The following is a 25,769-nucleotide window of genomic DNA, read 5'->3' as shown; positions in this document are numbered from 1 at the left end:
GAAACCTGCAGCCTTAGGGCCGCCGCCGGCCCAGGAGCCGGCGGCGGGCCTTGGGATCTCGTTCCTGGAAGAACCTGCTGCTTTGCGGCAGCCACAGCAGCAGCACACACAGCAGCAGGACGGCGCCGAGGGCGATCAGCGCCGGACCGCGGAACAGCAGCGGTATCCCGAGAATCATGCCCACGGTGGTGAGTGTCTCGCGTGCGCTGCGTTTCCCGGTCCGCAGGCGCAGCGCATAAAACCCCATCACCACCGCAACAGCCAGGGTCACCAGCCCCAAACTGGTGAGTGCGGCGCCGTCGCGGTGCTGGGTCTGCGCTGACGTGATGAAGGAAATCCCGGCCACGGCTACGAGGACGGCCGCCGCCAGCCAGGCTCCGAAAGCGGCCCGGATGATCTTGGGCAGAGGAGTGCGGGGACTGTTCGTCACGGGGCTGCGGTCTGCGGGTCCGGTCACTGGCGGCCTGCCACCACGGGCGTCCGGGTCTGGGTGTCATAGCGGTAGACCTCGCGTCCGCCGATCCACACGGTCAGCGCCCGCTGCATGACATCGAGCGGATCTCCGCTCCAGAGCACAACGTCGGCGTCCTTGCCCGGCTCAAGCGAACCGATGCGGTCTGCCAGGCCCAGGACCTTGGCGGGATTGATGGTGACCGAACGCAGGGCTGTCTCGGGATCCAGTCCTTCCTTCACCGCCAGGGCCGCCTGATAGATCAGGAAGTTGATCGGCACCACCGGATGGTCGGTGATGATGGAGATTTCCACGCCCGCTGCGGCCAGCTTGCCCGGGTTTTCCATGCTCCGCTGGCGCAGCTCCACCTTGGAACGGGTAGTAAACAGGGGGCCGATCAGCACCGGCACCCCGCGCTCGGCCAGTACGTCTGCCAGCAGGTGGGCCTCGGTGCCGTGGTCCAGGACCAGGTCATACCCGAACTCGTCGGCCAGCCGCAGGGCCGTGCCAATGTCGTCGGCGCGGTGGGCGTGCTGGCGCCACGGGATTTCCCGGCGCAGCACCATGGCGAGGGCTTCGAGCTGGGGGTCGCGGTCGTCGTCGTCGTTCTTTCCCATGTGGTTCTGCGCATCCATGAACGCCTTGCGGATCACCAGCGCCGTGCCCAGCCGGGTGGACGGGGTCTGCTTCTTGTCGCTGTACACGCGCTTGGGATTCTCGCCGAGGGCGGATTTCAGGCCGCTGGGGGAGCGGAGGACCATTTCCTCCACGTACCGCCCGTGTGTGTGCAGGGCCACGGCCAGACCGCCGATGGGGTTGCCGGAACCGGGGTTGATGTTCACTGCGGTGACCCCTCCGGCGAGCGCATCATCGAAACCCAGATCGTGCGGGTTGACGCCGTCGATGGCGCGGACCCCGGCCATCACAGGGTCCGTCATTTCATTCGTGTCGTTGCCGGCCCAGCCTTCGCCCTCTTCATGCACGCCGAGGTGGGTGTGCGCGTCGACCAGGCCCGGCAGCAGCCACTGGCCGCCGGCGTCGATGACCTGCGCTCCCTCCGGAACGGTGACGTCCGGGCCAAGCTCCCGAATCCTGCCGTCTTCCAGCACCACCGTGCCGTCGAACGGCGGCGCAGTGACGGGAACAACTCGGGCATTAACGATGGCCAAAAGCGGTGCGGACATGAGCAACCTTCCAATGATGGATTGACTGCGCCCAGCCTATCCTGTGCCCCGGACAGTTCACCGATGCGCGGCCCCCGGTAGACTTGCGAGCGTTAATATCTCAGTTGGCTGTAGTGCAGGGAGAATCATGGGCCTGAAGACCCGATCCGGAATGGCCCGGCTGGCAGTAACTCTGGCGGCGCTGTTCGCTGCGGCACTCATGATCACTGCAGCCTTTGTGATTAGCCCCCGGCACGGGCTGGATTTCAGCGTGTACCTGACCGGTGGACAGAGCGTGATCGACGCCGGAGGCGAGCTCTACACCAAGGAACTGCGGTACCGCGAGGGCAGCAGCCTCCTGTTCACGTATCCGCCTTTTTCAGCGCTCCTGTTCGCCGTTCTGGCGCCGTTCGGGCAGAGCCTGGGACTCAACATTTTCACCGGCATCTCGCTGCTGATCGCCGCAGCCACTGCCGTGTTGGGTGTTGCCTACGCCTTCCGGCAGCCGGGAGTGCGCGCCGTCCTCAAGCACCAGTGGCTGCGTCCGCTGGCCCTGGCCGGCATTGGTTTCGTGATCCTGCTGGGACCCTGGCGGGAAACCCTGGCGTTCGGGCAAATCAACATTCTGCTGTTCGGGCTGATCATGGCGGACTTCCTGATTAAGCGGGACACCTGGCCCACCGGACTGCTGACCGGCGTCGCCGCCGGCTTGAAGCTCACGCCGCTGGTGTTCGGCCTGTATTACCTGGCGCGCGGAGACTGGCGCGGACTGCGCAACATGACCTTTGGCTTCCTGGCCACCTTTGGGCTCGGCTTCTTGATCCTGCCACGGGAATCACGCACCTATTGGGCCGAGCTGCTGCCCGACACCTCCCGGATTGGCGGGGCCGGATATGTGGACAACCTGGGTATCAAGGGCGCCATCCTGCATTTCACCGGACCGGATTTCCCCGTGGACCTGCCCTGGCTGCTGCTGTCGCTGCTGATGATTGCTGCGGCGGCCGTGATCATCCGGCTCGCCGGCAACCGCGGAGACCTGCTCACTGCCCTGGCTGCAACCGCGCTCCTCATGCTGCTGATCTCACCGGTCTCCTGGTCCCACCACTGGGTGTGGGTGGCCCTCTTCATCCCGGTCCTCTGGCGGAACATTGCGGACTTTACACAGCAGGGAACAGGGGTGCGCCGCTGGGGCATGGTCCTGCTGGTCTCGTCCTTTGTGGTTTTCCTGCTCTCGCCCAAGGCCATTGGCTGGCTCATGGGGGCACCAAACCTTGATTCCCAAATACCCGAGGCATGGCTCATGGCCTCCAGCGCCGGTGTCTTCTGGGGAGTGGGCCTGATGGCCTGGTGGCTCGTCGCGCTGTGGAAGAGCCGCCCGCAGCGTTGGTGGAAACAGTCCGTTTCGGAACAAATCCCGCTGGCTCCCGTGAAGAACGTTCAGCCGTAAGTCAGGCAGCTGTCCGTCGACGGTGAAAGCCGTGCGGAACACAAACCAGCCTCGTAGAATCATCGGCATGACCCCGGGAACCCTGCTGGCCGTGTGCCGCGTCCACGAACTGCTGCCCACCACCGATTCCACCGGCGTGACGGCAATCGACAAGCGTCCCGTCGTCGGGCCCGTGAAGGTTCACGGTCTCGGTTTGAGCGGGGACATCCAGGCCAGCCGCAAGCACCACGGCGGGGAATCCAAGGCCGTTTACGCCTATTCGCAGGACGACGCCGACTACTGGGCAAGCGAACTGGGTACGGACATTCCTCCGGGCCTTTTCGGGGAAAACCTGCGGATTGCGGGCCTTCCGGTATCCGAGGCCGTGATCGGTGAGCGCTGGCAGATCGGGGACCGGACCATCCTGGAAGTGACCTGCCCCCGCACACCGTGCCGGAATTTTGCCCAGCGGATGGAGCAGCCCGGCTGGGTGAAGCGGTTCGCTGCGGCCGGCCGGGTGGGAACCTATTTGCGCGTTGTCCGCAACGGGACCATCAGCGCAGGAGACCCGGTGACTGTTATCCGGCGTCCGGAACACGGGGTGACCTCCGGCGATGTTTTCCGCGGGCTCAGTCCGGCACAGGCCGGGCTGCTGGCCGACGCGGAGGCTAAAGGTGGACTGGTGCTGTCCCCGGAAATCAAGAAGGTCCTGCGCACCCTGGAATCACGGCAGTCCCGGGAAACCGCGGCCGCCGCCCGATAAATCCAAAAGATCAAGCGAACTCCCGAAAACGCCGGCAAACCAGCAAAATCGAGAGCCGGAAGACCGGCCAAAACAGCTGATGATGAGCCGTGTGCCCAAGCTCACCGGCAACTGTGGACGGGCCACCCCCGGCATGCCGTACACTTGAAACATCCCCCACTCCGGTATTCCCTTATTTTCCTACGGTTTCTGACCGTTAGGTACGTTGTGTTGGGGCTCGCGTTTTCGAATGCGGGCAGATTCATCTTTTTGGGAGCGCCGGCAAAGAAATCGTCACACCGGCCACGCCTCACAATCCAGTGAAATTGGCCTACAGCTGTGACGGAAAGTCCTGCCATGGGATTGCAACAGCGCCGGACTTACGTCCTGCGGCCGATATTGGCCGCGCGGTCCCAATGAATGAGGATTATTTCTTTTGCTTGACACTGTAGAAAACACTGACACCGCAGCAACCGCCGCTCCCGAAGCAGCTGAAGAGAACCAGGTTCTCTTCACCGATTTCGGTCTTGATGCCCGCGTTCTGCAGGCCCTGGTTGACGTCGGCTACGAAAAGCCGTCCCCCATCCAGGCAGCCACCATTCCCCTCCTGCTTGAAGGCCGCGACGTCGTCGGCCTGGCGCAGACCGGTACCGGCAAGACTGCCGCGTTTGCTGTTCCCGCCCTGTCCCTGATGGCCGGCCTGCCCGCCACCAAGGACACCCAGATCCTGGTGCTGGCACCGACCCGCGAACTGGCCCTCCAGTCCGCTGAAGCCTTCGCTTCCTACGCCAAGCACATGGACAACTTCACCGTCCTGCCCGTCTACGGCGGCTCCGCTTACGGCCCCCAGCTGGCCGGCCTGCGCCGCGGCGCCCAGGTTGTTGTCGGTACCCCGGGACGCGTCATCGACCACATCTCCAAGGGTTCCCTGGACCTGTCCAACCTGCAGTACCTGGTTCTGGATGAGGCCGACGAAATGCTCCGCATGGGCTTCGCCGAAGACGTCGAGCAGATCCTGGCGACCACGCCCGCCGACAAGCAGGTGGCACTGTTCTCCGCCACCATGCCCGGCGCCATCCGCAAGATCGCCAAGAAGTACCTGAACAACCCGGCGGAAATCACGGTCAAGTCCAAGACGACCACCGGTGCGAACACCCGCCAGCGCTACGTGCAGGTCATGGGCCCGCACAAGCTGGACGCCATGACCCGCATCCTGGAAAGCGAAGACTACGACGGCGTTATCGCCTTCGTCCGCACCAAGATGGCCACCGAGGACCTGGCTGACAAGCTCAAGGCCCGCGGTTACCTGGCCGCAGCAATCAACGGTGACATCCCGCAGCAGCAGCGCGAGCGCACCGTCGAGGCCCTGCGCAGCGGCAAGATCGACATCCTGGTTGCCACCGACGTCGCCGCCCGCGGCCTTGACGTTGAGCGCATCAGCCATGTCATCAACTACGACATTCCGCACGACACGGAGTCCTACGTCCACCGCATCGGCCGCACCGGCCGTGCAGGACGCACCGGCGACGCGATCCTCTTCATGACCCCGCGCGAGAAGTACCTGCTGCGGGCCATCGAAAAGGCCACCCGCCAGCCCGTTGAGCACATGCAGCTTCCGAGCATCGACATTGTGAACAACAAGCGCCTGGCGAAGTTCTCCGAGCAGATCACCGAAACCCTGGCGTCCGAAGACGTTTCGGTGTTCCGCGACCTGGTCACGACCTACCTTGCTGACCACGACGTCACCGCCGAGGAAGTTGCCGCTGCACTGGCCGTCATGGCACAGGGCGGCCGCCCGCTGCTGATGGAAGAAATTCCCCAGGCTCCGGCCCGCCAGCGCGAGCGCTCCGAAGGCCGCAACGACGGCAACGGATCCCGCGGCCCGACACGCCCGCTGACCGAAGGCAATGCAACGTACCGCATCGCCGTCGGCCGCCGCCAGCGCGTCATGCCCGGCTCCATCGTTGGCGCCATTGCCAACGAAGGCGGACTGTCCTCCGCACAGATCGGCGGCATTGACATCCGCGCCGACCACACGCTCGTTGAGCTCCCGGCTGACCTCAGCCAGGACCAGCTGCGCGCTCTGTCCCGCACCCGGATCGGCGGCGAGCTGATCCACCTCGAGCTGGACAACGGCCGCAAGCCGGCCCGCGAACGCGAAAGCGGCGGCTTCAATGACCGCGGCGACCGCGGCGGCTTCAAGAAGGATTTCAAGAAGCGCGACGGCGAGCGCAGCTTCGGTGACCGCAGCGGCAGCGACCGCGGCGGCTTCAAGAAGCGTGACGGCGACCGCGGCGGCTTCAAGCCGGCCGGTACCCGCGCACCGCGTTTCCGCGACTAAGCACCGGGCTTTTAGGAGGGGCAGCGCCGAGAGGCGCGGCCGCTCTGAGATAAGTTACTGACGCACAGGAAAGGCACCTCCGAATTATCGGAGGTGCCTTTCCTTTTCTGCGTGTGGAAGTCTCTTGGGAGTCCGGGGAGCCCGGTGCGTCATGGCCCGGTCATGCAGTTCAGGAGACCAGTGTGCGCTGGCTCTCCAGCCGCAGTTCCAAGTCATTCATGACGATGGCGGCCAGATCCTCGAGAGTCTGAACATCGTTTTCCGTGAATTCCCGGGGCTCCCGGTCCAAGACGCACAGGGTGCCCAGGCTGTAGCCGTCGCGGGTCTGCAGCGGCACCCCGGCGTAGAACTGCATCCCAAACTCGCCGGCCACCAGGGGGTTGGCCAGAGTCCGCGGATCAACCCGCGCGTCGGACACCACCCAGGCGTCGTCCTGCAGGATTGCCGAGGCGCACAGTCCCGGGTCCCGGCCGATCTGCTTGACGTCCGTTCCGTGGTGGGACTTGAACCAGATCCGGTCCGTGTCCACCACACTCACTATCGCCACCGGCACGGAGAACAGCCGTGCAGCCAGGGCCGTGATGCGGTCAAAGGCACCGTCCGGGGGAGTGTCCAGCAGGTTGTAGCGCCGCACAGCTGCGATGCGCTCGGCTTCGTCGGCCGGAATCAGCGGCAGGCTCATCCGGTGGCGGGCGCGGGGTGCAACCGCAAGCTCATACAGGGCGAGGGAAGCCTCATGGGCGGAGGGGCGGTCACGGGGCTCCAGAGCCGTCATGGCGGTCAGCAGGCTCCGGAACCCATCCTCGAGGTCCTCGGGGATGGCAGGGGTGCGCAGGAGGCGTGCCACAGCACTCTCCAGGGCTGGCCCCGGGTAAGCAGGTACGCCGGTGAGGCACTGCAGGAGCACCAGGCCCAGCGAGTAGATGTCTGATTCCGTTCCCACCGCCTCGCCGCGGGCCTGCTCCGGGCTCATGTACGCAGCGGTGCCAGTGAAGGTTCCGTTCTGCGGCTGCGGCTCCCGGGCAATCAAGGCCACGCCGAAATCGGTGAGCTTGGCGCGGAGGCGGGCGTCGTCACCGCGGTAGTCAAAGAGCATGATGTTGGCCGGTTTGACGTCCCGGTGCACCACGTGGGCGCCATGCATGTAATCCAGACCCACCGCGAGGTCATAGCCCAGCTGGGCCACCTTGCGGGGAGCCAGCGGTCCGTCCTGGAGCCGCAGCCGCAGATCCGCACCGTCCACCAGTTCCATCACCAGGTACACCTGCTGGATACCGGGAGCAGCGAGATGTGTTCCGGCGTCGAGCAGAGTCACCAGGCTGTGGTGGTTCAGCCGTGCCAGGATCTTCGCCTCGGCGTCGGCCTGCTGTTGTTCTTCTGCCGTGGCAGCCGAAGTCCGGACCACCTTCACGGCTACGTCGCGGCCCAGGAATCCATCCCGGGCGCGGTAAACTGTGCCCATGGAGCCGGCACCGATTTGTTGCTCCAAACGGTAGCGACCGCCCAACAGGGCACCGTCCGGGTGCTGCGGTGAATCTGTCACTATGCCTACTTTCTCGTCCCATAAGCATACTGACTATCGGCGGAAAACCCTGCTTTGGGGCACCCCTTCCAGGCGGAGCGGCGGGCTCGGGAAGCTGCAGATTTCCCCGCAGCTCAGAGTGGCCCGGATCACTTTATCTGTGCGGTTTTTGCCCGATTTCATGTTCTCGAAAACTACTGGTAAAGTATTTACTCGTTGCCCCGATAGCTCAGTGGTAGAGCGCCATCTTGGTAAGATGGAGGTCCCGGGATCGATTCCCGGTCGGGGCTCTCAATGGGAGGGCCCGTGTTGCTAAGGCTGTTTGTTTTTGCAGAGGCCAATTTAGGGACGCGGGCTTCACTCATTTAGTGGCGGTGTAGCTCAGTTGGTTAGAGCGCACGACTCATAATCGTGAGGTCGGGAGATCGAGCCTCCCCACCGCTACAGACTAAAACCCCCGGTTTTCCGGGGGTTTTTTCTTTTTCCTGCCGGTTGCCCACTTGCCGCGCACAATCCCTGTCCAGTTGGGCCCGCATGCTGCCTCCGGTGTGCAGAGCGCCCTGCGGCAGGACAATTCGTCCAAATCTCCGATCCGGCCCGTGTCTAAGCTGGATGCATCGTCCGGCGTGACGAGTGACACAGGGGGAATTTCCCTGAAAGAAAGTCCGCCGGGGAACAGGGGAGCATACACATGGTGAAATCAGCATCGCCGGACGGACCGGCCGGAACGGATGGATCAGCGGCAGGCTGCGCAGCGGACGCCGCGGGCCAGCGGCCGCTTGACGGGATCCTGGTTGCAGATTTCTCCCGCGTGCTGGCAGGCCCGCTGTGCACCATGACGCTGGCGGACCTGGGCGCCCGGGTGGTGAAGGTGGAACGCCCGGGAGCCGGTGATGACACCCGCAGCTGGGGGCCGCCCTGGTCGGAAACAGGTTCAACGTATTTTGAATCGGTGAACCGGAACAAGGAGTCCGTCTGCCTGGACCTCAGCGACCCTGACGATCTGCAGGCGGCGCGGGAATTGGCACTGCGTGCGGACGTGCTGGTGGAGAACTTCAAGCCCGGCGGACTGGACCGGCTGGGCCTGGGGTACGCCGAACTCAGCACCGCGAATCCCGGGCTGGTGTATGCCTCCATCTCCGGCTTCGGAACAACCGGCGGCAGGGACATTCCCGGATATGACTTCATCGTCCAGGCCCTTGGCGGGCTGATGAGCATCACGGGGGAAGCCGACGGCGCTCCGTACAAGGCCGGCGTCGCGCTGGTGGACGTGCTGACGGCCAAGGACGCCACCATTGCCGTACTGGCCGCCCTCCAGGCCCGCCGCGCGACCGGGCGCGGCAGCCACGTCCAGCTGAATCTGCTCTCCAGCCTGCAGGGAGCCCTGGCCAATCAGGGGCAGGCCTTCCTGGGGGGCGGAGCGGTGCCTGCCAGAATGGGCAACGCCCACCCGTCGATCGTGCCGTATCAACTCCTTGAATGCGCTGACGGACCGCTTGCCGTCGCCTGCGGCAATGACGCACAGTTTCGCCGCCTCGCCCGGGAGCTGGGAGCGCCGGACCTGGCCGCCGACGGGCGCTTTGCAGCGAACAGTGCCCGTGTGCAACACCGCGAGGCGCTGGTGCCGCTGCTGGAAGAGCTGCTGGCGGCGGCTCCGGCAGCCCAATGGCAGGAACGGCTGACGCGGGCCGGCGTGCCGGCCGGCCGTGTCGCGGGCATCGATGACGGCATTGCCTACGCCGAATCGCTGGGGCTGGAACCCACCATCGAGGTCCGGGACGCCTCGGGCGCCGTGAGCGGGCGGCAGCTGCGGCACCCCGCCGTCTGGGAGCCGCCGCTGGCCCCGCGCGTCCAGGCCCCGCCCCGGCTGGGAGAGCACACGGACAGTGTGCTCTCCTGGCTGCGCAGCGAAGAGGCCGAGAGGCAGCCAACCGATCACCTTTCGTAGTGCCGCAGCTCCATCCACAACGGTGCAAAGACATCGGGATCATCCAGGTCCACACCCAGCAGCGAGGAAGCAAGGCTGATGCGGTGCCGCAGCGAGTTGCGGTGCACCCCCAGGCTGCGGGAGGCGTTTTCCCAGTGACCGCGGTGGCGCAGATACTCGGTCACTGTGCCCACCAGGTCCGTCCGCGGGTAGCCCTGCAGGAGGGTCACCCATTCACGCGCCCGGGAATTGCTGTCACTTCCGGTCCCCACCAGCGAACCGGGCGGTGCCTGCCGCAGGGCCCGCCGGACGGCCGGCATCACCGACGCCGCTTCCCCCAGCGGGACCGGCTCGCTCAGGGCTCCGGCCAGGTGCGGATGGGCCGCCGCAGGGCTGGACGCCGCGGCCCCCGGTTCCTGCGCCGCGGCCCCCGGTTCCTGCCCCGCGGCCGGAACTTCGTGGGCCGGAAGCACCAGGTACAGGGCTGATTCCTCCTCATGGCGCAGCAGGCAGGCGGCCGAATAGTCCGGAAGGGGAGGCAGCCCGGCATCGGGAACCAGAGCGGAAGCGGCCCGAATCAGCAGTCCCGGGTTCTCGCCGGCCCGGACAGTAAGTCCCAGCACGCGCACCCGGCCGGGCAGTTCCTGCAGGCCCACGTCTGCAGCGAGGATGCGTGCCGCCTCCGTATGTCCGTGAAGGACGAGCTTGGCCACGGCAGCGCCCAGCGTCGCAGTGGCGCCGGAAACCACCTCCCGCTGCCGTGCCTTGAGCGCGAGCAGCGTGCAGACGGTCAGGATCACCTGGCGGTCCGCCGCCGTCAGCGTGCGTCCGGGGCCCACGGCGAGGAAACCGTGGATGCGTCCGCTGGTGCCGATGGAATACTCCACAACGGCCTGCCCGTGGATTTCAAAAGTGGCCGCAGAGTGTGTTCCGGCCCGGTTGAGCCGGAGGGTCTCGGCGCGCAGCGGCGGAATGTACCCCTCGGCGCTGGCGGGCCAAAAGGTTGACGGCCCCGAATCGGCGGGCAGATACGCGGCCCAGCCCCCCAGTGCCTGCGCCAGGCCGCGGACGACGGCGGTGGTCGCGTCCGGGCGCATCGCCGCCTGGGCGAGGGCTGTCTGGGTGCCCAGGCTGCTCATGAGGTCGGCCTGGCTGCTCCGGGCGGACAACCGCCAGTACGCCCGCGAGATGTTCTGGAACGGCACTCCGTCGGGAACGGTCAGCAGTTCAACGCCCGCCGCTGCGCAAGCCTCGGCTACCGGCAGAGGAACCTCCTCGAGCCACGGGCCCAAACCCAGGCCAAGGGCCAAAATTCCCTTGTCCCGAAGCCGCGCCACGTACTCTCCGGCAGCGGCATCATTGCGCACCAGCGGCATGCCGGTGGTGAGCAGCAGTTCCCCGCCCTCCAGATACGGCGTGGGGTCCTCCAGCTCGGACACATGGACGCCGGTGAGCTGGCGGCTAGGCTGCTGCCGTCCGGAATGGAAGACCAGGAGGGGGCCCAGGGCATTGCTGAGCTCAGTGAGGGAGACCATAGACAAATCATCCAGTACCGCGGCCAAAATTGGCTCAAATGTTCAATGACGCACGTCGCATTGCTCCGTAGCGTGTGCGCATGACCGAGACATCTTTTGAATCCGCAGCCGCACCCCTTCCCCAGACCAGGCACCTGGCAACCGACGTGCCGGGCCCCCGTTCCCGGGCGCTGCACCAGGAGCGCGTGGCCCACGTCAGCGCCGGCTTCGGCGTCACATTGCCCGTGTTCATTGACCGGGCCGACGGCGGGATCCTCCAGGACGTGGACGGCAACCGGTTCATCGACTTTGCCTCCGGAATTGCGGTGACCAGTGTGGGTGCCGCCAATCGGCGGGTCCGGCAGCGGGTGGCTGCGCAGCTGGAAAAGTTCACCCACACCTGTTTCATGGTTACCGAATATGACTCGTTCACCCAGGTATGCCGCTGGCTCAACGAACACACCCCCGGGGATTTCGACAAGCGCACCGCCCTGTTTTCCACCGGCGCCGAAGCCGTGGAGAACGCCGTCAAGATAGCCCGCGCGGCAACCGGCCGGCCTAACGTGCTGGTTTTCGACGAGGCCTACCACGGGCGCAGCCTGCTCACCATGGCCATGACCGCCAAGGTAAACCCGTACCGGCTCAACTTCGGTCCGCTGCCCGGCGAGGTTATCCGGGCAGCCTCGGCCAACCCCCTGCGCCCTTCAAGCGGTGCCGAGGCGGGGAACGCTGCAGCTGCACTGGCCTCCGTTGAACAAACGCTGGCAGAAAGCGGCCCGGAAACCTTCGCTGCCATGGTCATCGAGCCGATCCAGGGCGAGGGCGGGTTCATTGTTCCGGCGCCCGGTTTCCTGGCCGGACTGCGGAAGATCGCCGACCGGCACGGGATTGTCCTGGTCATGGATGAAATCCAGGCCGGCATGGGCCGCACCGGCACGCTGTATGCCAGCGAGTACGAGGGCGTGGCCGGCGACATCACCCTCAGTGCCAAGGCACTGGCCGGAGGCCTGCCGCTGTCCGCCGTCACCGGACGGACAGAACTTTTGAACGCCGTGCATACGGGCGGACTCGGCGGCACCTATGCCGGCAACCCGCTGGCCTGCGAAGCCGCACTGGCAGTCTTTGAGGAATTCGAAGACGGCACCCTGCTGGCCAACGCCCGGTCCATTGAAGCTGCAGCCCGTGAGCTGCTGGAACCGCTGGTGGAGGAGATCGGCGTCGTGGCCCAGTTCCGCGGCCGGGGAGCCATGCTGGCCCTGGAGTTTGCCGATCCTGACACCCTGCAGCCCCGGCCGGACCTGGCCGCAGCTGTGTCCGCAGCCTGCCACGCCCAAGGTGTCCTGACCCTGACCTGCGGTACCTACGGAAACGTCATCCGCCTCCTGCCGCCGCTGGTCATTGGCGACGAACTGCTGCGCGACGGGCTGGATGTTCTCCGCACGGCCATCCTTCAGGCGGCATCCTCCGCCGCACCCGCAGCCAGCATTTCCTGACACACCCGGCCCGTTGATAGGGGCCGGCCCCACAGCACAACCGCAACGCCCTACAGAGATGGAGCATCATGACCGCCCTTGCCGCCCAGGAACCCGGCGAAGCAGCCTTGGAACCCGCCGACCTCATTAACTTCGACTCCCTGCTCACCCCGGCGGAGCTGGAGCTGCGCGCACGGGTGCGCGGATTCGTCAATGATCAGATCCGCCCGAACATTGCGCGCTGGTACGAGGACGCCCATTTCCCGCTCGAAATTGTTCCGGAAATGGGCAAACTCGGTCTTCTGGGCATGCACCTGCACGGCTACGGCTGCGCAGGCGGTTCCGCGGTCGAATACGGGCTGGCCGGAGCAGAGCTGGAAGCCGGCGATTCCGGACTGCGGACCTTCGTTTCCGTGCAGGGGTCACTGGCGATGAGCGCCATCGCCAAATGGGGCTCCGAGGAGCAGAAAACCCAGTGGCTGCCGGGAATGGCAGCCGGCGAACTCATCGGCTGCTTTGGGCTCACCGAACCGACAGCCGGATCCGATCCCTCATCCATGAAGACTTTCGCCCGCCGGGACGGGGACGACTGGGTGCTCAACGGCACCAAGCGCTGGATTGGACTGGCCAACGTTGCCGCCGTCGCCGTCATCTGGGCGCAGACCGACGACGGCGTCCGCGGCTTCGTTGTGCCCACTGACACGCCGGGCTTTGCCGCCACGCCGATTGAACCGAAGCTCTCGATGCGTGCCTCCATCCAATGCGAGATTGAACTGACCGACCTCCGCCTGCCTTCTGATGCGGTCCTGCCCGGCGCCAAGGGACTGCGCGGGCCCTTCTCCTGCCTGAACGAAGCCCGCTACGGCATCATCTGGGGCTCCATGGGCGCCGCACGCGATTCCTTCGAAACCGCCCTGGCCTATTCCAAGGAGCGGCTGCAGTTCGACAAGCCGCTGGCCGGCTACCAGCTGACCCAGCAAAAGCTGGTAGACATGGCCCTGGAAATCAACAAGGGATTCCTCCTGGCCCTGCATCTGGGACGGCTGAAGGACGCCGGAACCCTGCAGCCGCACCAGATCTCAGTGGGCAAGCTCAACAACGTGCGCGAAGCCATTGCGATTGCCCGCGAAGCCAGGACCATCCTCGGCGGCAACGGCATCACGTTGGAATACTCACCGCTGCGCCACGCCAACAACCTGGAATCGGTGCGCACGTACGAGGGCACCGATGAAGTGCACACCCTCATCCTGGGGCAGAAACTCACCGGCATCCCCGCCTTCCGCTAACCGCCCGCGAATCCCGTCCGCAGCCTCACCGCCGTCCCACACCAGGAGCTCCCTTGACGCACTCTGCACCAGCCGCCGCACTGCGGCACTACATCAACGGAACATGGGAAGAAGGCACCGGTTCCGTCCTGACTTCGGTCAACCCGGCCCGGCCCGGCGAAACAGTGGCACACGGCCCTCAGGCCTCCACCGAGCAGCTGGACCGTGCGGTGGCCGCTGCGTCGGCGGCAGCGCGTGCCTGGGCCGGCACTCCGATGCATGAGCGCGGGGCAATTCTGCTCCGGGCCGCCGGCATCCTGGAACGGGACCAGGAGCGCCTCGGCCTGGAACTGGCGCGGGAGGAAGGGAAAACCCGAGCCGAGGCACAGGGCGAAGTGCTCCGCGCAGCACAGATCCTGCGGTACTACGGCAACGAAGGGGACCGGTCCGCCGGGGAGGTTTTCTCCTCCCCGCGCCGGGGCGAACGGATCCTGGTGGTCCGCAAGCCGCTGGGTGTGGTGGGTGTGGTGACACCGTTCAACTTTCCGATCGCCATCCCGGCCTGGAAGATTGCCCCGGCGCTGGCGTACGGCAACACGGTGGTGTGGAAACCCGGCAGCACCGTGCCGCTGCTGGCGTTGCGGCTGGCCGGTGCCCTGGCGGAAGCGGGGCTCCCCGCGGGTGTACTGAACCTGGTCATTGGACCGGGGAGCCTGGGCAGCGCCCTGGTGGAACACCCGCGGCTGGACGGTCTCACCTTCACCGGATCAACCGGCATCGGACGGCGCCTCGCCGCAGCCGGTGCCGCGCGCGGCGTTCCGGTGCAGGCGGAGATGGGCGGCAAGAACGCGGCCGTCGTGCTCCGGGATGCGGATCTGGATCTCGCAGCCGAGCAGGTCCTGCTGGGAGCGTTCCGTTCCACCGGCCAGAAATGTACCGCGACCTCACGCCTCATCGTGGACGGGGTGGTGGCCGATGATTTCCTGGACCGGCTCCGCGCCCGCCTTGATGCCTGGGTGACCGGTGACCCCGCCGACGACGGAGTCCACATGGGGCCGCTGATTAACGGAGCGGCTGTGGACAGCGTGAGCGCCGGGGTGGAGGCGGCCCTGGCCGAAGGAGCGGAACTTGCCTACCAGGGCAAGGCTCCGGGCCGCGCCGACCCGGACGGCGGGTTCTTCCTTCCGCCGACGGTACTGGAACTGCCGGGCGATCCGGTGGCCGGGGCAGCCAACACTGCTTGGCAGGAAGAGTTCTTTGGCCCCGTGCTGAGCGTGCGCCGCGCTGCTGATGCCGGACAGGCTTTTGAACTGGCCAACCAGAGTGAATTCGGGCTCAGCGCCGCTGTCTTTACCCAGGATGTCACCCGCGTGCTTGATGCCGTGGACAGCCTTGACGTTGGCATCCTGCACGTGAATTCGGAATCCGCCGGCGCCGATCCGCACGTGCCTTTCGGCGGTGCACGGAAGTCCGGGTACGGACCGAAGGAACAGGGCGGCGCGGCGAAGGAATTCTTCAGCCACACCACCACCGTCTATCTGCGCGGGGGAAATCCGGGCTGACAGTTCGGCGCCGGGCACCGCATCACCACCTGACCGCAACACCCACCCGAGGTAATCACAGAATAGGTACATCAATGGGCAGAACAGAAGTGAAGTCCACGCGGGACGCAGAGCCGTCCCTCCTCAAGGTCCTCGGTAACTGGGACGTTCTCGCCCTGGGTTTCGGAGCCATGATCGGCTTCGGCTGGGTGGTCCTGACCGGCGACTGGATCACCTCGGCCGGCACCATGGGCGCGGTCCTGGCCATGGTCACCGGCGGCCTGATCATGGCGGTGGTTGGCCTGACCTACGCCGAACTCGTGGCAGCCATGCCCAAGGCAGGCGGCGAGCACAACTACCTGCTGCGCGGAATGGGACCGCGGTGGTCCTTCATCGGGTCCTGGGGGATTACCGGCGGGTACATCACGATTGTGGCCTTCGAAGCCGTGGCCCTGCCGCGGACCGCCACCTATCTGTTCCCCAACCTCAACGCGGTTCCGCTGTGGGAGATTGCCGGGGACCACGTGCACCTGACTTGGGCGCTGGTGGGCGCGGTGGCCGCCGTCGTCATTACGGCAGTGAATATTCTGGGTGTCAGGCACGCCGGCGTGGCACAGACCTTTGTAGTTCTGCTGCTGATCATTGTCGGACTGATGCTGGTCTTTGGCTCCTTCACCGGCGGATCGACAGCCAACATGGAGCCCTTCTTCACCGGCGGAATGGGCGGCTTCTTCGCGGTGCTGGTGGTGGTTCCGTTCATGTTCGTGGGCTTTGACGTCATTCCGCAGTCCGCGGAGGAAACCCATATCCCCGCACGGCAGATCGGCCGCCTGGTGGTCATCGCCGTCGCGCTGGCCACCGTCTGGTACGTGGGCACCATCCTCACCACCTCCTCCGCCATGAACGCGCAGGAGCTCGCCGGCACCGACATTGCGACGGCGGACGCCATGGGCAAACTGTTTGGCTCCGACATCATGGCCAAGATCCTCATCGCGGGCGGAATCGCAGGCATCCTGACCTCGTGGAACTCCCTGCTGCTGGGTGCCTCACGGCTGATGTATTCGATGGCGCGCGCGGGGATGCTGCCGGCCTGGTTCGGCAAGCTGCACCCCAAGTACCGCACCCCGGTCAACGCGCTGCTGTTCATCGGGGCACTGTCCGTCCTGGCGCCGTTCTTCGGGCAGAACATGCTGGGCTGGCTGGTTGATTCAGGGTCACCGAGCATTGTGATTGCCTATGCGCTGGTTTCGCTGGTGTTTGTCCTCCTGCGCCGCCGCGAACCGAAGATGGACCGCCCGCTGCGTATCGGCGGCAAGGGCAACGGCGGTCAGCTGATCGGCATCGCCGCGGTGGTGCTGTGTCTGGGACTGCTCTCGCTGTACCTGCCCGGCATGCCGGCCGCGCTGGGTGCCGTCCCGTGGCTGCTCTTTGGCCTGTGGTGGACGCTGGGACTCTTCTTCCTGCTGCGCATTCCCGGCGGGATCGCCCCCGGGGAACATGCGGAGGAGGATCTGCTGGAACGCCTGGCCGCGCGGCGCCGGCGCTAAAAGGGAACGGAGCGGCGGCGGGCCCGGTCAGTGCATCCAGGAACCTAGGAACCTAGGAACCTAGGACCAGGCCACCACCAGGCGCGCCGCCTGCTCCGGCACCATCACATCAATGCCGGTGAGCTCGGTGAAGCGGCGCAGCCGGTTCATCAGGGTATTCCGGTGGCAGAACAACTGCTCCGCGGACCGGGCGATGCTGCCGGTCGCCAAGTAGGTGCTCACGGCCTCCTGCAGCCGCTCCCGCTCCACCGGGCCGCAGCCCTGCAGGGCCGCGTCCACATCCGGGACCATGGGAATGCCGGTCTCCGCCAGCCGGTGCCGCGCGAGGCGGGCCCACGCGTTGCGCATGGTCAGGGCTCCCCGGTCGCCGGGGCCGGCCAGTGCCGCCAGTGCCCGGGCCGTCTGCGCGGCCAGCCGCAGGCCGGCCAGCCCGTGCACGCGTTCCACCAGACCGCACGGAATGCCGCGGACCTGCTCGGCGGCGTCCCGGACGGCGCTTCCGCTCCGCTCGTCGCACACCCAAAACACCACCAGCCCGTCCGGCAGGGGATGCGTGAACAGGTCAGCGCCGCGCCGTGAAGCCGCTGCCACAGCCAGATGGAGGGCGGCGGTGTTGTCCGCGGCGGCTGCCGCCACCATCAGGATTGCGTCTTCGCCCACCCCCAGGCCCCGGGCAATGCGGGCGAGCATTTCCGGCGGCGCACTGACCGGCCCGAACAGTGCCGCAACATAGCCCTGCCGCAGCGACGTTGCCTCCTGTGCCATTCGCTGGCGCTCCAGAATGTATGCGGCCTGTGCCTGGGAGGCATAGGAATCCACCACTTCCCAGACTGTCTCGGCCCGCCGGACCAGCAGTTCGGCGTCCGAGGCATCAGCCAGGTTCATCAGCTCGCTCCACAGGATGGTGAAATCCAGGCGTATCGCCGTCATCAGCGACTCCACCGGAACACCTGCCCGGGCGCGTGAGACCCCCACATCCAGGGCAATGTCGTGGCGCTCCGCCACCAGGCGCGGGCTGTCATCCCGAGGACGCAGGCTTTCAATCAGTGCGCTGAAGGACACGGTGGCGGTGCGGCGGATCTCGCTGGCCGGCAACGCGCCGTCGTGGTAGTCATTCAGCTGCAGTACCCGCTCCAGGAACAGCGCGGTCAGCCGCTCCACGCTGAGTCCGTCCAGGAGCGCGGTCCACCGAGCTGAGGAGTCCTCGATGTTAAATCCGTGTTTCTGCATGATTACCACTTGATAAACCACCCTGTTTTTGTGCTTTTGCACATCTTACGGGGCGTAATCCACTGAATTTGTTGCACGCGTCATACGGGGCGCCCTGAGATGCTGGTGCTTCGTTCCCGTCCAGAACGACCGTTTGAACGGTTTGGCACCAGCAGCTGCGGAGGCAGGCATGACACAACCACTGAACCTCGAGGCCGGGGCAACCCGTACTCTCACCGACAAAGAGGCCATGAAGGTTTCTGTCGGAGCCCTGATCGGCACCGCCATGGAGTGGTACGACTTTTTCCTCTTCAGCGCCGCTGCAGCGCTGATCTTCAACGTTCAATACTTCACCAATGAAAACGCCACGGCGGCAGCCCTGGCCTCGTTCGCGACGTTCGGCGTCGGCCTGCTGGCACGCCCGCTGGGCGGAATGTTCTTCGGCGCCATGGGGGACCGGATCGGCCGGCGCAAGACGCTCATGATCACCATCGTGGGCATCGGAGTCGTCACGGGCCTGATCGGTGCGCTGCCCACCTATGCGGCCATCGGCATCGCAGCTCCGGTCCTCCTGGTGCTCCTGCGCGTGGCCCAGGGCCTGTTCGTGGGCGGGGAATGGTCCGGAGCCATGACCATCGTGGTGGAAAACGCGCCGCTGGAGCGCCGTGCCCGTTACGCCGCGTTCCCGCAGATTGGTTCACCCATCGGAACCATCCTGTCCTCCGGCGGATTCTTCCTGATGACACTCCTGTTCTCGCAGGAAAACTTTGACAGCTTCGGCTGGCGCATTCCCTTCCTTGCCGCCATTCCGATGCTCCTTGTCGCCGTGTACATCCGCAGCCGGCTGGAGGAATCTCCCGTGTTTGCGGAGCTGCTTGAACACGGGCAGGTGGAAAAGACCCCCATCCGCACCACCCTGAAGGACTCCTGGAAGCAGATCATCGTAGGCATGGCCGCTGCATTGCTCGGCGTCGGCGGCTTCTATTTGGTGACCGCCTTCGTGGTCTACTACGGGGTGTCCATCCTGGGCTACTCCTCCCAGCTGATGCTGCTGGGCGGCATGGTGGCCGCGGCGGTGGAAATTCCCGTGCTCATCCTGGGCGGCCGGCTCGGCGAGCGCTTCGGCTCCAGCCGGGTGATCCTCTACGGCGGCCTCGGATCCGCCGTCGCAGCCATCCCCTCTTTCCTGCTCATCACCTCCGGCACGCCGGTGCTGGTGATCCTGGGCATGACACTGGCCGTGGCCACCCTGTCCCTCCCGTACGCCGCAAACGGCACCATCCTGACGGGGCTCTTCCCCGCCCGCACCCGGTATACGGGCGTCGGCTTCGCGCAGAACACCGCCGGCATGGTCTCGGGCTTCATTCCGCTGCTGGCCACCGGCCTGGTGGCGGCGGCGTCCGATCACTGGTGGCCGGCTGCAGCGATGCTGGTGGTGCTGAGCCTGTTCACTGCCGCCGCCGGAACCATCGCCCCGCGCATGAGCGTGGACCTTCCCGGCTTCAAGCACTAGGTCAACCGGAAGGAATATCTTGTGGCACAGCGCTCAGCAGGCCATCTCATTGTCCGCCAGCTGGAAGAGCACGGCGTAGAGCGGATCTACACCGTCCCCGGTGAAAGCTTCCTGGACGTTTTGGACGGGCTCCATGATTCAGCCATCCAGACGGTGGTCTGCCGGCAGGAGGGCGGAGCCGGTTTCATGGCGCTCGCGGAGTCCCGGCTCACCGGCGCACCCGGGGTGGCAATGGTGACCCGCGGGCCGGGAGCGGCCAACGCCATGATCGCGGTCCACACCGCCTGGCAGGACGCCACTGCACTGGTCCTTTTTGTCGGACTGATTCCGCACGCAGACCGCGGCCGGGGCGCCTTCCAGGAGTTCAGTCTGGAGGGTTGGTTCTCCACCACGGCCAAGAAAGTGATGGTGCTCGACGACGAACGCCGGGCAGCGGAAACCGTCGCCGAAGCCATGCACCTGGCCGCCTCCGGACGGCCCGGGCCGGTGGTGATCGGTCTGCCCGAGGACGTACTCGTGCGTCCGGCCGGACAGGGGACCGTGCCGCCCCGCAGAACCGCCGCCGCGCAGCCCGGCGCAGCGGATCTTGACGAGCTGACGGACCGGCTGGCTCGTGCGGAGCGTCCGCTGCTGATCGTTGGCGGAGAAGGCTGGACGGCCGACGACGGCGGGCAGCTGGCCGCGTGGGCTGCCTCGGTACGGGTTCCGGTGGCTGCGGATTTCCGGTCCTACGACGCCGTGCCGCACACTTCTGCGGCCTGGGCCGGGTGGCTGGGGTACGGGCGGGCCGATACCCTGGCCGCACGGCTGGACGAGGCGGACCTGCTGCTCTTTGTTGGCTGCGCGCGCACCGACGTCCTCAGCGACGGCTACACGCGCGGGGCGGGAAAACCAACGGTCCTGGTACTGCCCGATCCCGATGCGGCAGGCCACGACGGACGCATCGACCTGCATCTGACCGTGACCCCCGCGGCCTTCACCCGGTCCCTGCCGGACCCCTTGGCGGCCCGCGGAAATCGGGACGGTTCGTGGATGGAAGCACTCGCCGCTGATCAGCGGCGGTACGCCGTACCGCGGCCGGACGGAGGCTCCGGCGTCGACCTGGCAGTGGCCTTTGGCCTCCTGGAAGGGCGGCTGCCGGAGAACCGGATCCTGACTTACGGAGCCGGGAACGCCACCATCTGGGGCGCCCGCTACCTCAGTCACCACGGCGCGGGATCCCTGGTGGGACCGCGCAACGGTGCCATGGGACTGGCAGTGCCTGCCGCGGTGGCTGCATCGCTGATCCACCCCGAACGCCCGGTGGTTGCCGTTTGCGGTGACGGTGACTTCTTCATGAACGCCCAGGAACTGGCGGTCGCCGCAGCTCAGGGCGCAGCCCCGCTGGTGATTGTGGTGGATAACGGCGGCTACGGCACGATCGTGGCACATCAGCGCCAAAAGTACCCGGAGCGGCCCTCCGGCACAGCGCTTGCCAACCCGGACTTTGCCGGTTGGATCCGCAGCTTCGGCGGACACGGAGAGCGGGTGGAGGACACCGCTGCGTTCGGCCCGGCACTGGACCGGGCCCTGGACAGCGGGCGCCTGGCGCTGCTGCATGTGCTGACAGATCCGGACACCATGGCTCCTGCCACGGCAAACACCCTCGCACGAGACGCAGCCTCAGTCCCCGGCCGCAGTGCGGAACCGGCGGCGCTGGAAGGAATCCGATGAAACTTGACCTCATCCTGCACGGCGGGAACATCGTCACCTTGGAGGAAGCGCGGCCAGCTGCCCGTTCAGTGGGGGTGCTCAACGGCCGGATTGCCGGCTTTGACGAGGAGCTGGAGGGATGCACCGCCGAACGGAGCATCGACCTTGACGGAGCCACCGTGGTACCCGGGTTCATTGATGCACACTGCCACACCACCTGGTGGGGCCTGGGGCTGGACGCCATCGATCTGGAGCAGGCCCGCGGCCTCGATGAGCTGTACGCATTGCTGGAAAACGAAGTGCAGCGGCTCGCGGACACGCCCGGGGCCTGGATCAACGGCACGGGTTTCAACCACAAGCATCACGGCGGAGCCTTTCCCGACATCGACCGGCTGGACCGGATCACCGGCGGCCGGCCGCTGTATCTGCGCCATGTCTCCGGACACCTGTCCATTACCAACACCGCCACGCTGCAGCTGGCGGGCGTCTTTGAACCGGGGTTCGCGGATCCCACCGGCGGCGCCGTCCGCCGCGCGGAGGACGGATCACCCAACGGAATCGTGGAGGAAGCAGCCCAGCAGCTGCTGCAGGGCCTGCTGCTGCCCTATCCGGTGACACAAATCGTTAAAGCCCTGGACGCAGCCACCGCCCGCTATGCCGCCGTCGGCATCACCAGTTTCACCGAAGCCGGCGTGGGCGGCGGCTGGATCGGCCACAGTCCGGTGGAAGTTGCGGCGTATCAGCAGGCTGCCGCCGCGGGACGTTTGCACGCCAGAGCTCAGCTGATGCCGGCACTGGATTCCCTGCAGCCGCTGCAGGCCAATGAAACCGACATGCACGGCACCGGATCCGGCCGCGGGCTGGACCTGGGGGTGGTGGCCGGTTTTGGCGATGATCGGTTATCCCTGGGGCCGGTCAAGGTCTTCATGGACGGCTCGCTGCTGGGGGCGACGGCGGCGGTCACCGAAGACTACTGCGGGCATCCGCATAACACCGGGTACCTGCTTGATGATCCCGATGTCTACCGTGAACGCGTCGACGCCGCCTACCGGGCCGGCTGGCCCATCGCCCTGCACGCGATCGGGGACGCAGCAATTGACCTGGCGACCGAAATCATTGTTGCGTGCCAGGAACGCTACGGTCGCAACGCCCTGCCCAACCGGATTGAACACTTTGGCATCGCCCGCCCTGACCAGTTGGCCGCCGTCGCCGCCGCAGGCATTGCCGTTACCCCGCAGGCAGCGTTCATTGGTCCCCTCGGGGACCAGTTCGCCGCCATGGTGGGGCCGGAGCGCGAGGGCTGGCTGTACCGCGGGCGGTCCCTGGTTGACGCGGGAATCCTGGTGGCGGGCAGTTCGGATCTGCCGGTGGCGGACAACAACGTCCTGCGTGCCCTGCAGTCCTGCGTGGACCGGAAAACCGAAAAGGGAAAAATCCTGGGCGGTGCCGGCGAAGGCCTGACCCCCGAGGAAGCGCTGCGCACCTATACCGACTGGGCGGCTCAGGCCACCGGCACGGCCGCGGACAAAGGCACCCTGCGCCGTGGAAAGCTCGCGGACTTTGCGGTGCTCTCCGGTTCACCGCTGGATGCGCCGGACATTTCAGCCCTCCAAGTCCTCGCCACCCTTGTGGGCGGCGAATTCACCTACAACAGGCTTGCCGCCCGAGCACCGGGCATCGAACCGGCGGCCCAGACAACAGGAGCTATCCAATGACCACCACCGCACCCCAGCCCCCGTCCCTGCGCGGCGGCGACGCCGAAGCCTTCCTCGCCGACTTCCGCTCCATGAGCACCTTCGGAGCCACAGCCGGGGGAGGAGTGGACCGGCAGGCCGGAACCCCCGCGGACGGGCAAACGAGGAACTGGTTCCGCGGGCTGGCCGAGGGCCACGGGTTCGAGGTGCGCTATGACGAAGTGGGCAACCAGTTTGCCCTGCTGGAACTGGTTCCCGGGGCGTCGTACATTGCGATGGGTTCACATCTCGATTCCCAGCCCCTGGGCGGCAGGTACGACGGCGCTTACGGTGTCCTCGCCGGGGCACATGCGGCCATCCGGCTGCAGCAGCAGCTGGCCGCGGGCGGTGACGAGCCGCTGTTCAACATTGCGGTAATTAACTGGTTCAACGAGGAAGGCTGCCGGTTCAAGCCGTCCATGATGGGCAGCGCGGTGTTCACGGGCAAGCTTGAGGCGGAGCAGGTCCTGGCGACCACCGATCCCCGCGGCACATCGGTGCGGGAAGCACTGGAGAGCATTGGCACCATCGGGGATTTCTCGCTGGACCTGGCCGCGTACCTGGAGATCCACATTGAGCAGGGGCGCTCGCTGGAAGATGCCGGCTTGACCATCGGCCTCGTCGAATCCACCTGGGGTGCCAACAAGTACGAGTTCACGGTCCACGGTGAGCAGGCCCATACGGGTGCCACCGTAATTGCCGACCGGCATGATGCCCTGCTGGGGGCCAGCGCCCTGGTGGTGGCGGCCCGGGAGATCGCTGACGGTTTCAGCACCCAGGAACATGCCGTCATAACGTCCTGCGGTGAATTCACCGTCTATCCAAACTCTCCCGTGGTGGTCGCCAGCCGGGTTCAGCTGCTGGTGGATGTCCGCAGCACCGACGCCGATGTGCTGGCCGCAGCCGACGCCGAACTGCACCGGCGCATCGCCGCCATTGAAGAGTCCGCCTCAGTACGCATCGAACAGGGAGCCCAGCACGTGTGGGCCGCCAAGGCCTACGACGAGGCCGGCATGGCGCTCGCTGCCGACTGCGCCAGGTCTCTGGGCCTGCCGTACGGAACAGTCCGCACACTGGCCGGGCACGACTCCACCAACCTGAAGGACCTGGTACCCACCATCATGCTTTTCGTGCCCAGCGTTGAAGGGATTTCCCACAATGAAAAGGAACTGACCAGCGACGCGGACATGCTGGCCGGAGTGGACCTGTTGACGGAGCTGTTGGAACGCGTGGCCGCAGGGGGCTTCGTGAGCGGGAAGTAGGCCGGACGCAGCCCGGTTCTGTGAGCTGCCGGGGCCTTCTGTAGGGTGGAAAGGCCTTTACATTCGCCGGGGGGAGCGGAATCGGGGGTGCAGCAGCGGTATATGAGCTGTCCGCACCCCTGTGTTCGGCCCACCACACAGCCCGGAACGAAAGACGAAGACATGCGCGAGCCCAGTCCCGAATACCCCGCTGCCCAAGACCATTTCACCCAAGGTCCTGAGGGGAGGGAAGCAGCCGGCATTCCTGCGATGAGCCGGCGCAGCCGGCGGGGGATCGAAGGCCGCACCGCGGCGGTGTCCGCTCCCGTTCCGCCTGCCCAGCCGCCTGCCCAGCCGCCTGCCCAGCCGCCTGCCGGCTTCACGGAATCCCTCCGGCAGGACAACCCGCCTCTGGTTTGGGAGGACGAAGCCGGGTATGCCGCGGAGACCGGGCACGCCGCCGAACAGACCGACGCCCCGGATTGGAGCAGCGTCATCGCCGGGGAACCGGAAACGCGTGCCACGGCCCGGCGCCGGGCCTCCTTCCTGGACACCCAGACTGCCCGGATTCCGGCCACGCGCGGTTTCCGCGGACTGTTGAGCAGCATGGGCATCCGGATGTCCCCGTCCGAGTCCGAGCAGGCCGAGCGCCGTGACATCCGGGCAGTCAGCCAGCATTGGCCCGGCCCAAGGACCATCTCCGTGGTCAACGGCAAGGGCGGCGCCAACAAGACACCCACCACCGTCATGCTGGCGGCCGTATTCGCCCGCAACGGCGGGGGTCCGGTCCTGGCCTGGGACAACAACGAAACCCGCGGAACCCTGGGCTGGCGCACCGAGCAGGGGCCGCATGACTCCACCGTCATGGACCTGCTGCCGAACACCGGCAACCTGCTGTCGCCGTCGGCCCAGTCCGCCCTGCTGGCCCGCTTTGTGCATCACCAGACGGAGGACAAGTTTGACGTCCTGCGCTCCAAGCCCGACGTCCTGGCCTCCGAGCAGAAGATCACCATGGCGGACTTCGACGCCCTGCATGAGGTGGCCTCGAAGTATTTCCGGCTCAACCTTGTGGATTCAGGCAACGATGAAAGCGCAGAGCGCTGGCTGCGGATGATCCACCACACTGACCAGCTCGTCATTGCCACCACCACGGTTGAGGAACACGCCGAGGCCGGGGCCCTGCTCCTCGAAGCCCTCCAGGAGCGCGGCGGCATGTTCGCCGAACTCGCCACCAACGCCGTCGTCATCGTCAGCCAGTCGGACCGCAACGGAACCGATGCCCAGGTCCGCGGGGTTGCCCGCGGCTTCGAACCGCTGGCCCGGGCCACGGTGACCATTCCCTACGATGCGGCGCTGCGCAAGGGCCAGATTCGCTACGGTTCACTGCGCCCGGCCACCCAACGGGCCTGGCTGGCAGCTGCTGCCGCAGTCGCCGAGGGCCTGTCTGCCAGCTAAGGGCATTTAGTCAGC

18 protein-coding genes and 2 tRNA genes are annotated in these 25,769 nt (G+C 66.4%); 15 read left to right on the top strand and 5 right to left on the bottom strand.

The genetic code is table 11. The annotated features are described in order from the left end of the window. Positions 1–13: 13 nt before the first annotated feature. Both CXR03_RS02340 and CXR03_RS02335 read right to left on the bottom strand, forming a co-directional pair. Positions 14–457, bottom strand: coding sequence for a hypothetical protein (locus CXR03_RS02340; RefSeq protein ID WP_104101667.1), 444 nt, complete (start codon positions 455–457; stop codon positions 14–16). Next, on the bottom strand, positions 454–1,635 hold the full coding sequence (locus CXR03_RS02335) for an amidohydrolase (RefSeq protein WP_104052841.1): 1,182 nt from the start codon (positions 1,633–1,635) through the stop codon (positions 454–456). Before CXR03_RS02335 ends, CXR03_RS02340 begins: the two co-directional genes overlap by 4 nt. A gap of 127 nt (positions 1,636–1,762) precedes the next feature. Here CXR03_RS02335 and CXR03_RS02330 point away from each other — a divergent pair, with 127 nt between their 5' ends. From CXR03_RS02330 to CXR03_RS02320, 3 genes are all read left to right on the top strand, one after another. Continuing rightward, positions 1,763–3,061, top strand: a complete 1,299-nt coding sequence (locus tag CXR03_RS02330) for a glycosyltransferase 87 family protein (RefSeq protein ID WP_258073457.1) — start codon at positions 1,763–1,765, stop codon at positions 3,059–3,061. A gap of 67 nt (positions 3,062–3,128) precedes the next feature. Continuing rightward, positions 3,129–3,803: an MOSC domain-containing protein gene (locus CXR03_RS02325; RefSeq protein WP_104101665.1), complete on the top strand. Its 675-nt coding sequence runs from the start codon at positions 3,129–3,131 to the stop codon at positions 3,801–3,803. 415 nt (positions 3,804–4,218) lie between these two features. After that, positions 4,219–6,123: a DEAD/DEAH box helicase gene (locus tag CXR03_RS02320; protein ID WP_104052836.1), complete on the top strand. Its 1,905-nt coding sequence runs from the start codon at positions 4,219–4,221 to the stop codon at positions 6,121–6,123. 169 nt (positions 6,124–6,292) lie between these two features. On the opposite strand, the gene CXR03_RS02315 is transcribed toward CXR03_RS02320, so the two are convergent. Beyond that, on the bottom strand, positions 6,293–7,666 hold the full coding sequence (locus tag CXR03_RS02315) for a protein kinase (RefSeq protein ID WP_258073456.1): 1,374 nt from the start codon (positions 7,664–7,666) through the stop codon (positions 6,293–6,295). 197 nt (positions 7,667–7,863) lie between these two features. Here CXR03_RS02315 and CXR03_RS02310 point away from each other — a divergent pair. From CXR03_RS02310 to CXR03_RS02300, 3 genes are all read left to right on the top strand, one after another. Then, positions 7,864–7,935, top strand: a tRNA-Thr gene (locus CXR03_RS02310). An 80-nt stretch (positions 7,936–8,015) separates the two neighbouring features. Beyond that, positions 8,016–8,089 (top strand) — tRNA-Met (locus tag CXR03_RS02305). A gap of 247 nt (positions 8,090–8,336) precedes the next feature. Further along, a complete protein-coding gene (locus CXR03_RS02300) occupies positions 8,337–9,593 on the top strand; it encodes a CaiB/BaiF CoA-transferase family protein (RefSeq protein ID WP_104101663.1) in 1,257 nt (418 codons plus the stop codon). Here the strand turns inward: CXR03_RS02300 and CXR03_RS02295 are convergent. Further along, positions 9,581–11,107, bottom strand: coding sequence for a PucR family transcriptional regulator (locus CXR03_RS02295; protein ID WP_104101661.1), 1,527 nt, complete (start codon positions 11,105–11,107; stop codon positions 9,581–9,583). The genes CXR03_RS02300 and CXR03_RS02295 overlap by 13 nt on opposite strands. Before the next feature lie 80 nt (positions 11,108–11,187). Between CXR03_RS02295 and CXR03_RS02290 the strand changes: the two genes are divergently transcribed. The 4 genes from CXR03_RS02290 (at position 11,188) to CXR03_RS02275 (ending at position 16,911) form a co-directional block, all read left to right on the top strand. Next, positions 11,188–12,579, top strand: coding sequence for an aminotransferase class III-fold pyridoxal phosphate-dependent enzyme (locus tag CXR03_RS02290; RefSeq protein ID WP_104101659.1), 1,392 nt, complete (start codon positions 11,188–11,190; stop codon positions 12,577–12,579). Positions 12,580–12,647: 68 nt separating this feature from the next. After that, positions 12,648–13,844 (top strand): acyl-CoA dehydrogenase family protein, encoded by a 1,197-nt coding sequence (locus CXR03_RS02285; protein ID WP_104052824.1) that lies wholly within the window; start codon positions 12,648–12,650, stop codon positions 13,842–13,844. A 53-nt stretch (positions 13,845–13,897) separates the two neighbouring features. Then, positions 13,898–15,385, top strand: coding sequence for an aldehyde dehydrogenase family protein (locus tag CXR03_RS02280; RefSeq protein ID WP_104101658.1), 1,488 nt, complete (start codon positions 13,898–13,900; stop codon positions 15,383–15,385). A gap of 74 nt (positions 15,386–15,459) precedes the next feature. Continuing rightward, positions 15,460–16,911 (top strand): APC family permease, encoded by a 1,452-nt coding sequence (locus CXR03_RS02275; protein WP_104101656.1) that lies wholly within the window; start codon positions 15,460–15,462, stop codon positions 16,909–16,911. A gap of 60 nt (positions 16,912–16,971) precedes the next feature. Here CXR03_RS02275 and CXR03_RS02270 read toward each other — a convergent pair whose 3' ends face one another. Beyond that, positions 16,972–18,141, bottom strand: a complete 1,170-nt coding sequence (locus CXR03_RS02270; protein WP_104102761.1) for a helix-turn-helix domain-containing protein — start codon at positions 18,139–18,141, stop codon at positions 16,972–16,974. Between the two features lie 169 nt (positions 18,142–18,310). Between CXR03_RS02270 and CXR03_RS02265 the strand changes: the two genes are divergently transcribed. The 5 genes from CXR03_RS02265 to CXR03_RS02245 all read left to right on the top strand — a co-directional run bounded on the left by CXR03_RS02265 (position 18,311) and on the right by CXR03_RS02245 (position 25,754). Then, complete coding sequence (locus tag CXR03_RS02265) at positions 18,311–19,633, top strand: MFS transporter (protein WP_104101654.1); 1,323 nt, start codon at positions 18,311–18,313, stop codon at positions 19,631–19,633. A gap of 21 nt (positions 19,634–19,654) precedes the next feature. Next, on the top strand, positions 19,655–21,346 hold the full coding sequence (locus CXR03_RS02260; RefSeq protein ID WP_104101652.1) for a thiamine pyrophosphate-dependent enzyme: 1,692 nt from the start codon (positions 19,655–19,657) through the stop codon (positions 21,344–21,346). Next, positions 21,343–23,040, top strand: coding sequence for an amidohydrolase (locus CXR03_RS02255; protein ID WP_104101651.1), 1,698 nt, complete (start codon positions 21,343–21,345; stop codon positions 23,038–23,040). Before CXR03_RS02260 ends, CXR03_RS02255 begins: the two co-directional genes overlap by 4 nt. After that, positions 23,037–24,320: a M20 family metallo-hydrolase gene (locus CXR03_RS02250; protein WP_104101649.1), complete on the top strand. Its 1,284-nt coding sequence runs from the start codon at positions 23,037–23,039 to the stop codon at positions 24,318–24,320. Before CXR03_RS02255 ends, CXR03_RS02250 begins: the two co-directional genes overlap by 4 nt. Positions 24,321–24,482: 162 nt before the next feature. Further along, complete coding sequence (locus CXR03_RS02245; RefSeq protein WP_181034470.1) at positions 24,483–25,754, top strand: ParA family protein; 1,272 nt, start codon at positions 24,483–24,485, stop codon at positions 25,752–25,754. The last annotated feature ends 15 nt before the right edge of the window (positions 25,755–25,769 follow it).

Source organism: Arthrobacter sp. 08Y14 (assembly GCF_002929455.1).
Taxonomy (GTDB): Bacteria; Actinomycetota; Actinomycetes; order Actinomycetales; family Micrococcaceae; genus Arthrobacter_B; species Arthrobacter_B sunyaminii.
The sequence above is the reverse complement of the archived record's forward strand: the minus strand, read 5'-3'. Positions and strand labels throughout refer to the sequence as shown.

What these genes read in the sequence shown, in the direction of transcription:
- CXR03_RS02295 (WP_104101661.1), bottom strand. Translation starts at nt 11,107, where the DNA reads ATGGTCTCCCTCACTGAGCTCAGCAATGCCCTGGGCCCCCTCCTGGTC.
- CXR03_RS02325 (WP_104101665.1), top strand. Translation starts at nt 3,129, where the DNA reads ATGACCCCGGGAACCCTGCTGGCCGTGTGCCGCGTCCACGAACTGCTG.
- CXR03_RS02290 (WP_104101659.1), top strand. Translation starts at nt 11,188, where the DNA reads ATGACCGAGACATCTTTTGAATCCGCAGCCGCACCCCTTCCCCAGACC.
- CXR03_RS02330 (WP_258073457.1), top strand. Translation starts at nt 1,763, where the DNA reads ATGGGCCTGAAGACCCGATCCGGAATGGCCCGGCTGGCAGTAACTCTG.
- CXR03_RS02335 (WP_104052841.1), bottom strand. Translation starts at nt 1,635, where the DNA reads ATGTCCGCACCGCTTTTGGCCATCGTTAATGCCCGAGTTGTTCCCGTC.
- CXR03_RS02250 (WP_104101649.1), top strand. Translation starts at nt 23,037, where the DNA reads ATGACCACCACCGCACCCCAGCCCCCGTCCCTGCGCGGCGGCGACGCC.
- CXR03_RS02285 (WP_104052824.1), top strand. Translation starts at nt 12,648, where the DNA reads ATGACCGCCCTTGCCGCCCAGGAACCCGGCGAAGCAGCCTTGGAACCC.
- CXR03_RS02245 (WP_181034470.1), top strand. Translation starts at nt 24,483, where the DNA reads ATGCGCGAGCCCAGTCCCGAATACCCCGCTGCCCAAGACCATTTCACC.
- CXR03_RS02270 (WP_104102761.1), bottom strand. Translation starts at nt 18,141, where the DNA reads ATGCAGAAACACGGATTTAACATCGAGGACTCCTCAGCTCGGTGGACC.
- CXR03_RS02300 (WP_104101663.1), top strand. Translation starts at nt 8,337, where the DNA reads ATGGTGAAATCAGCATCGCCGGACGGACCGGCCGGAACGGATGGATCA.
- CXR03_RS02255 (WP_104101651.1), top strand. Translation starts at nt 21,343, where the DNA reads ATGAAACTTGACCTCATCCTGCACGGCGGGAACATCGTCACCTTGGAG.
- CXR03_RS02275 (WP_104101656.1), top strand. Translation starts at nt 15,460, where the DNA reads ATGGGCAGAACAGAAGTGAAGTCCACGCGGGACGCAGAGCCGTCCCTC.
- CXR03_RS02265 (WP_104101654.1), top strand. Translation starts at nt 18,311, where the DNA reads ATGACACAACCACTGAACCTCGAGGCCGGGGCAACCCGTACTCTCACC.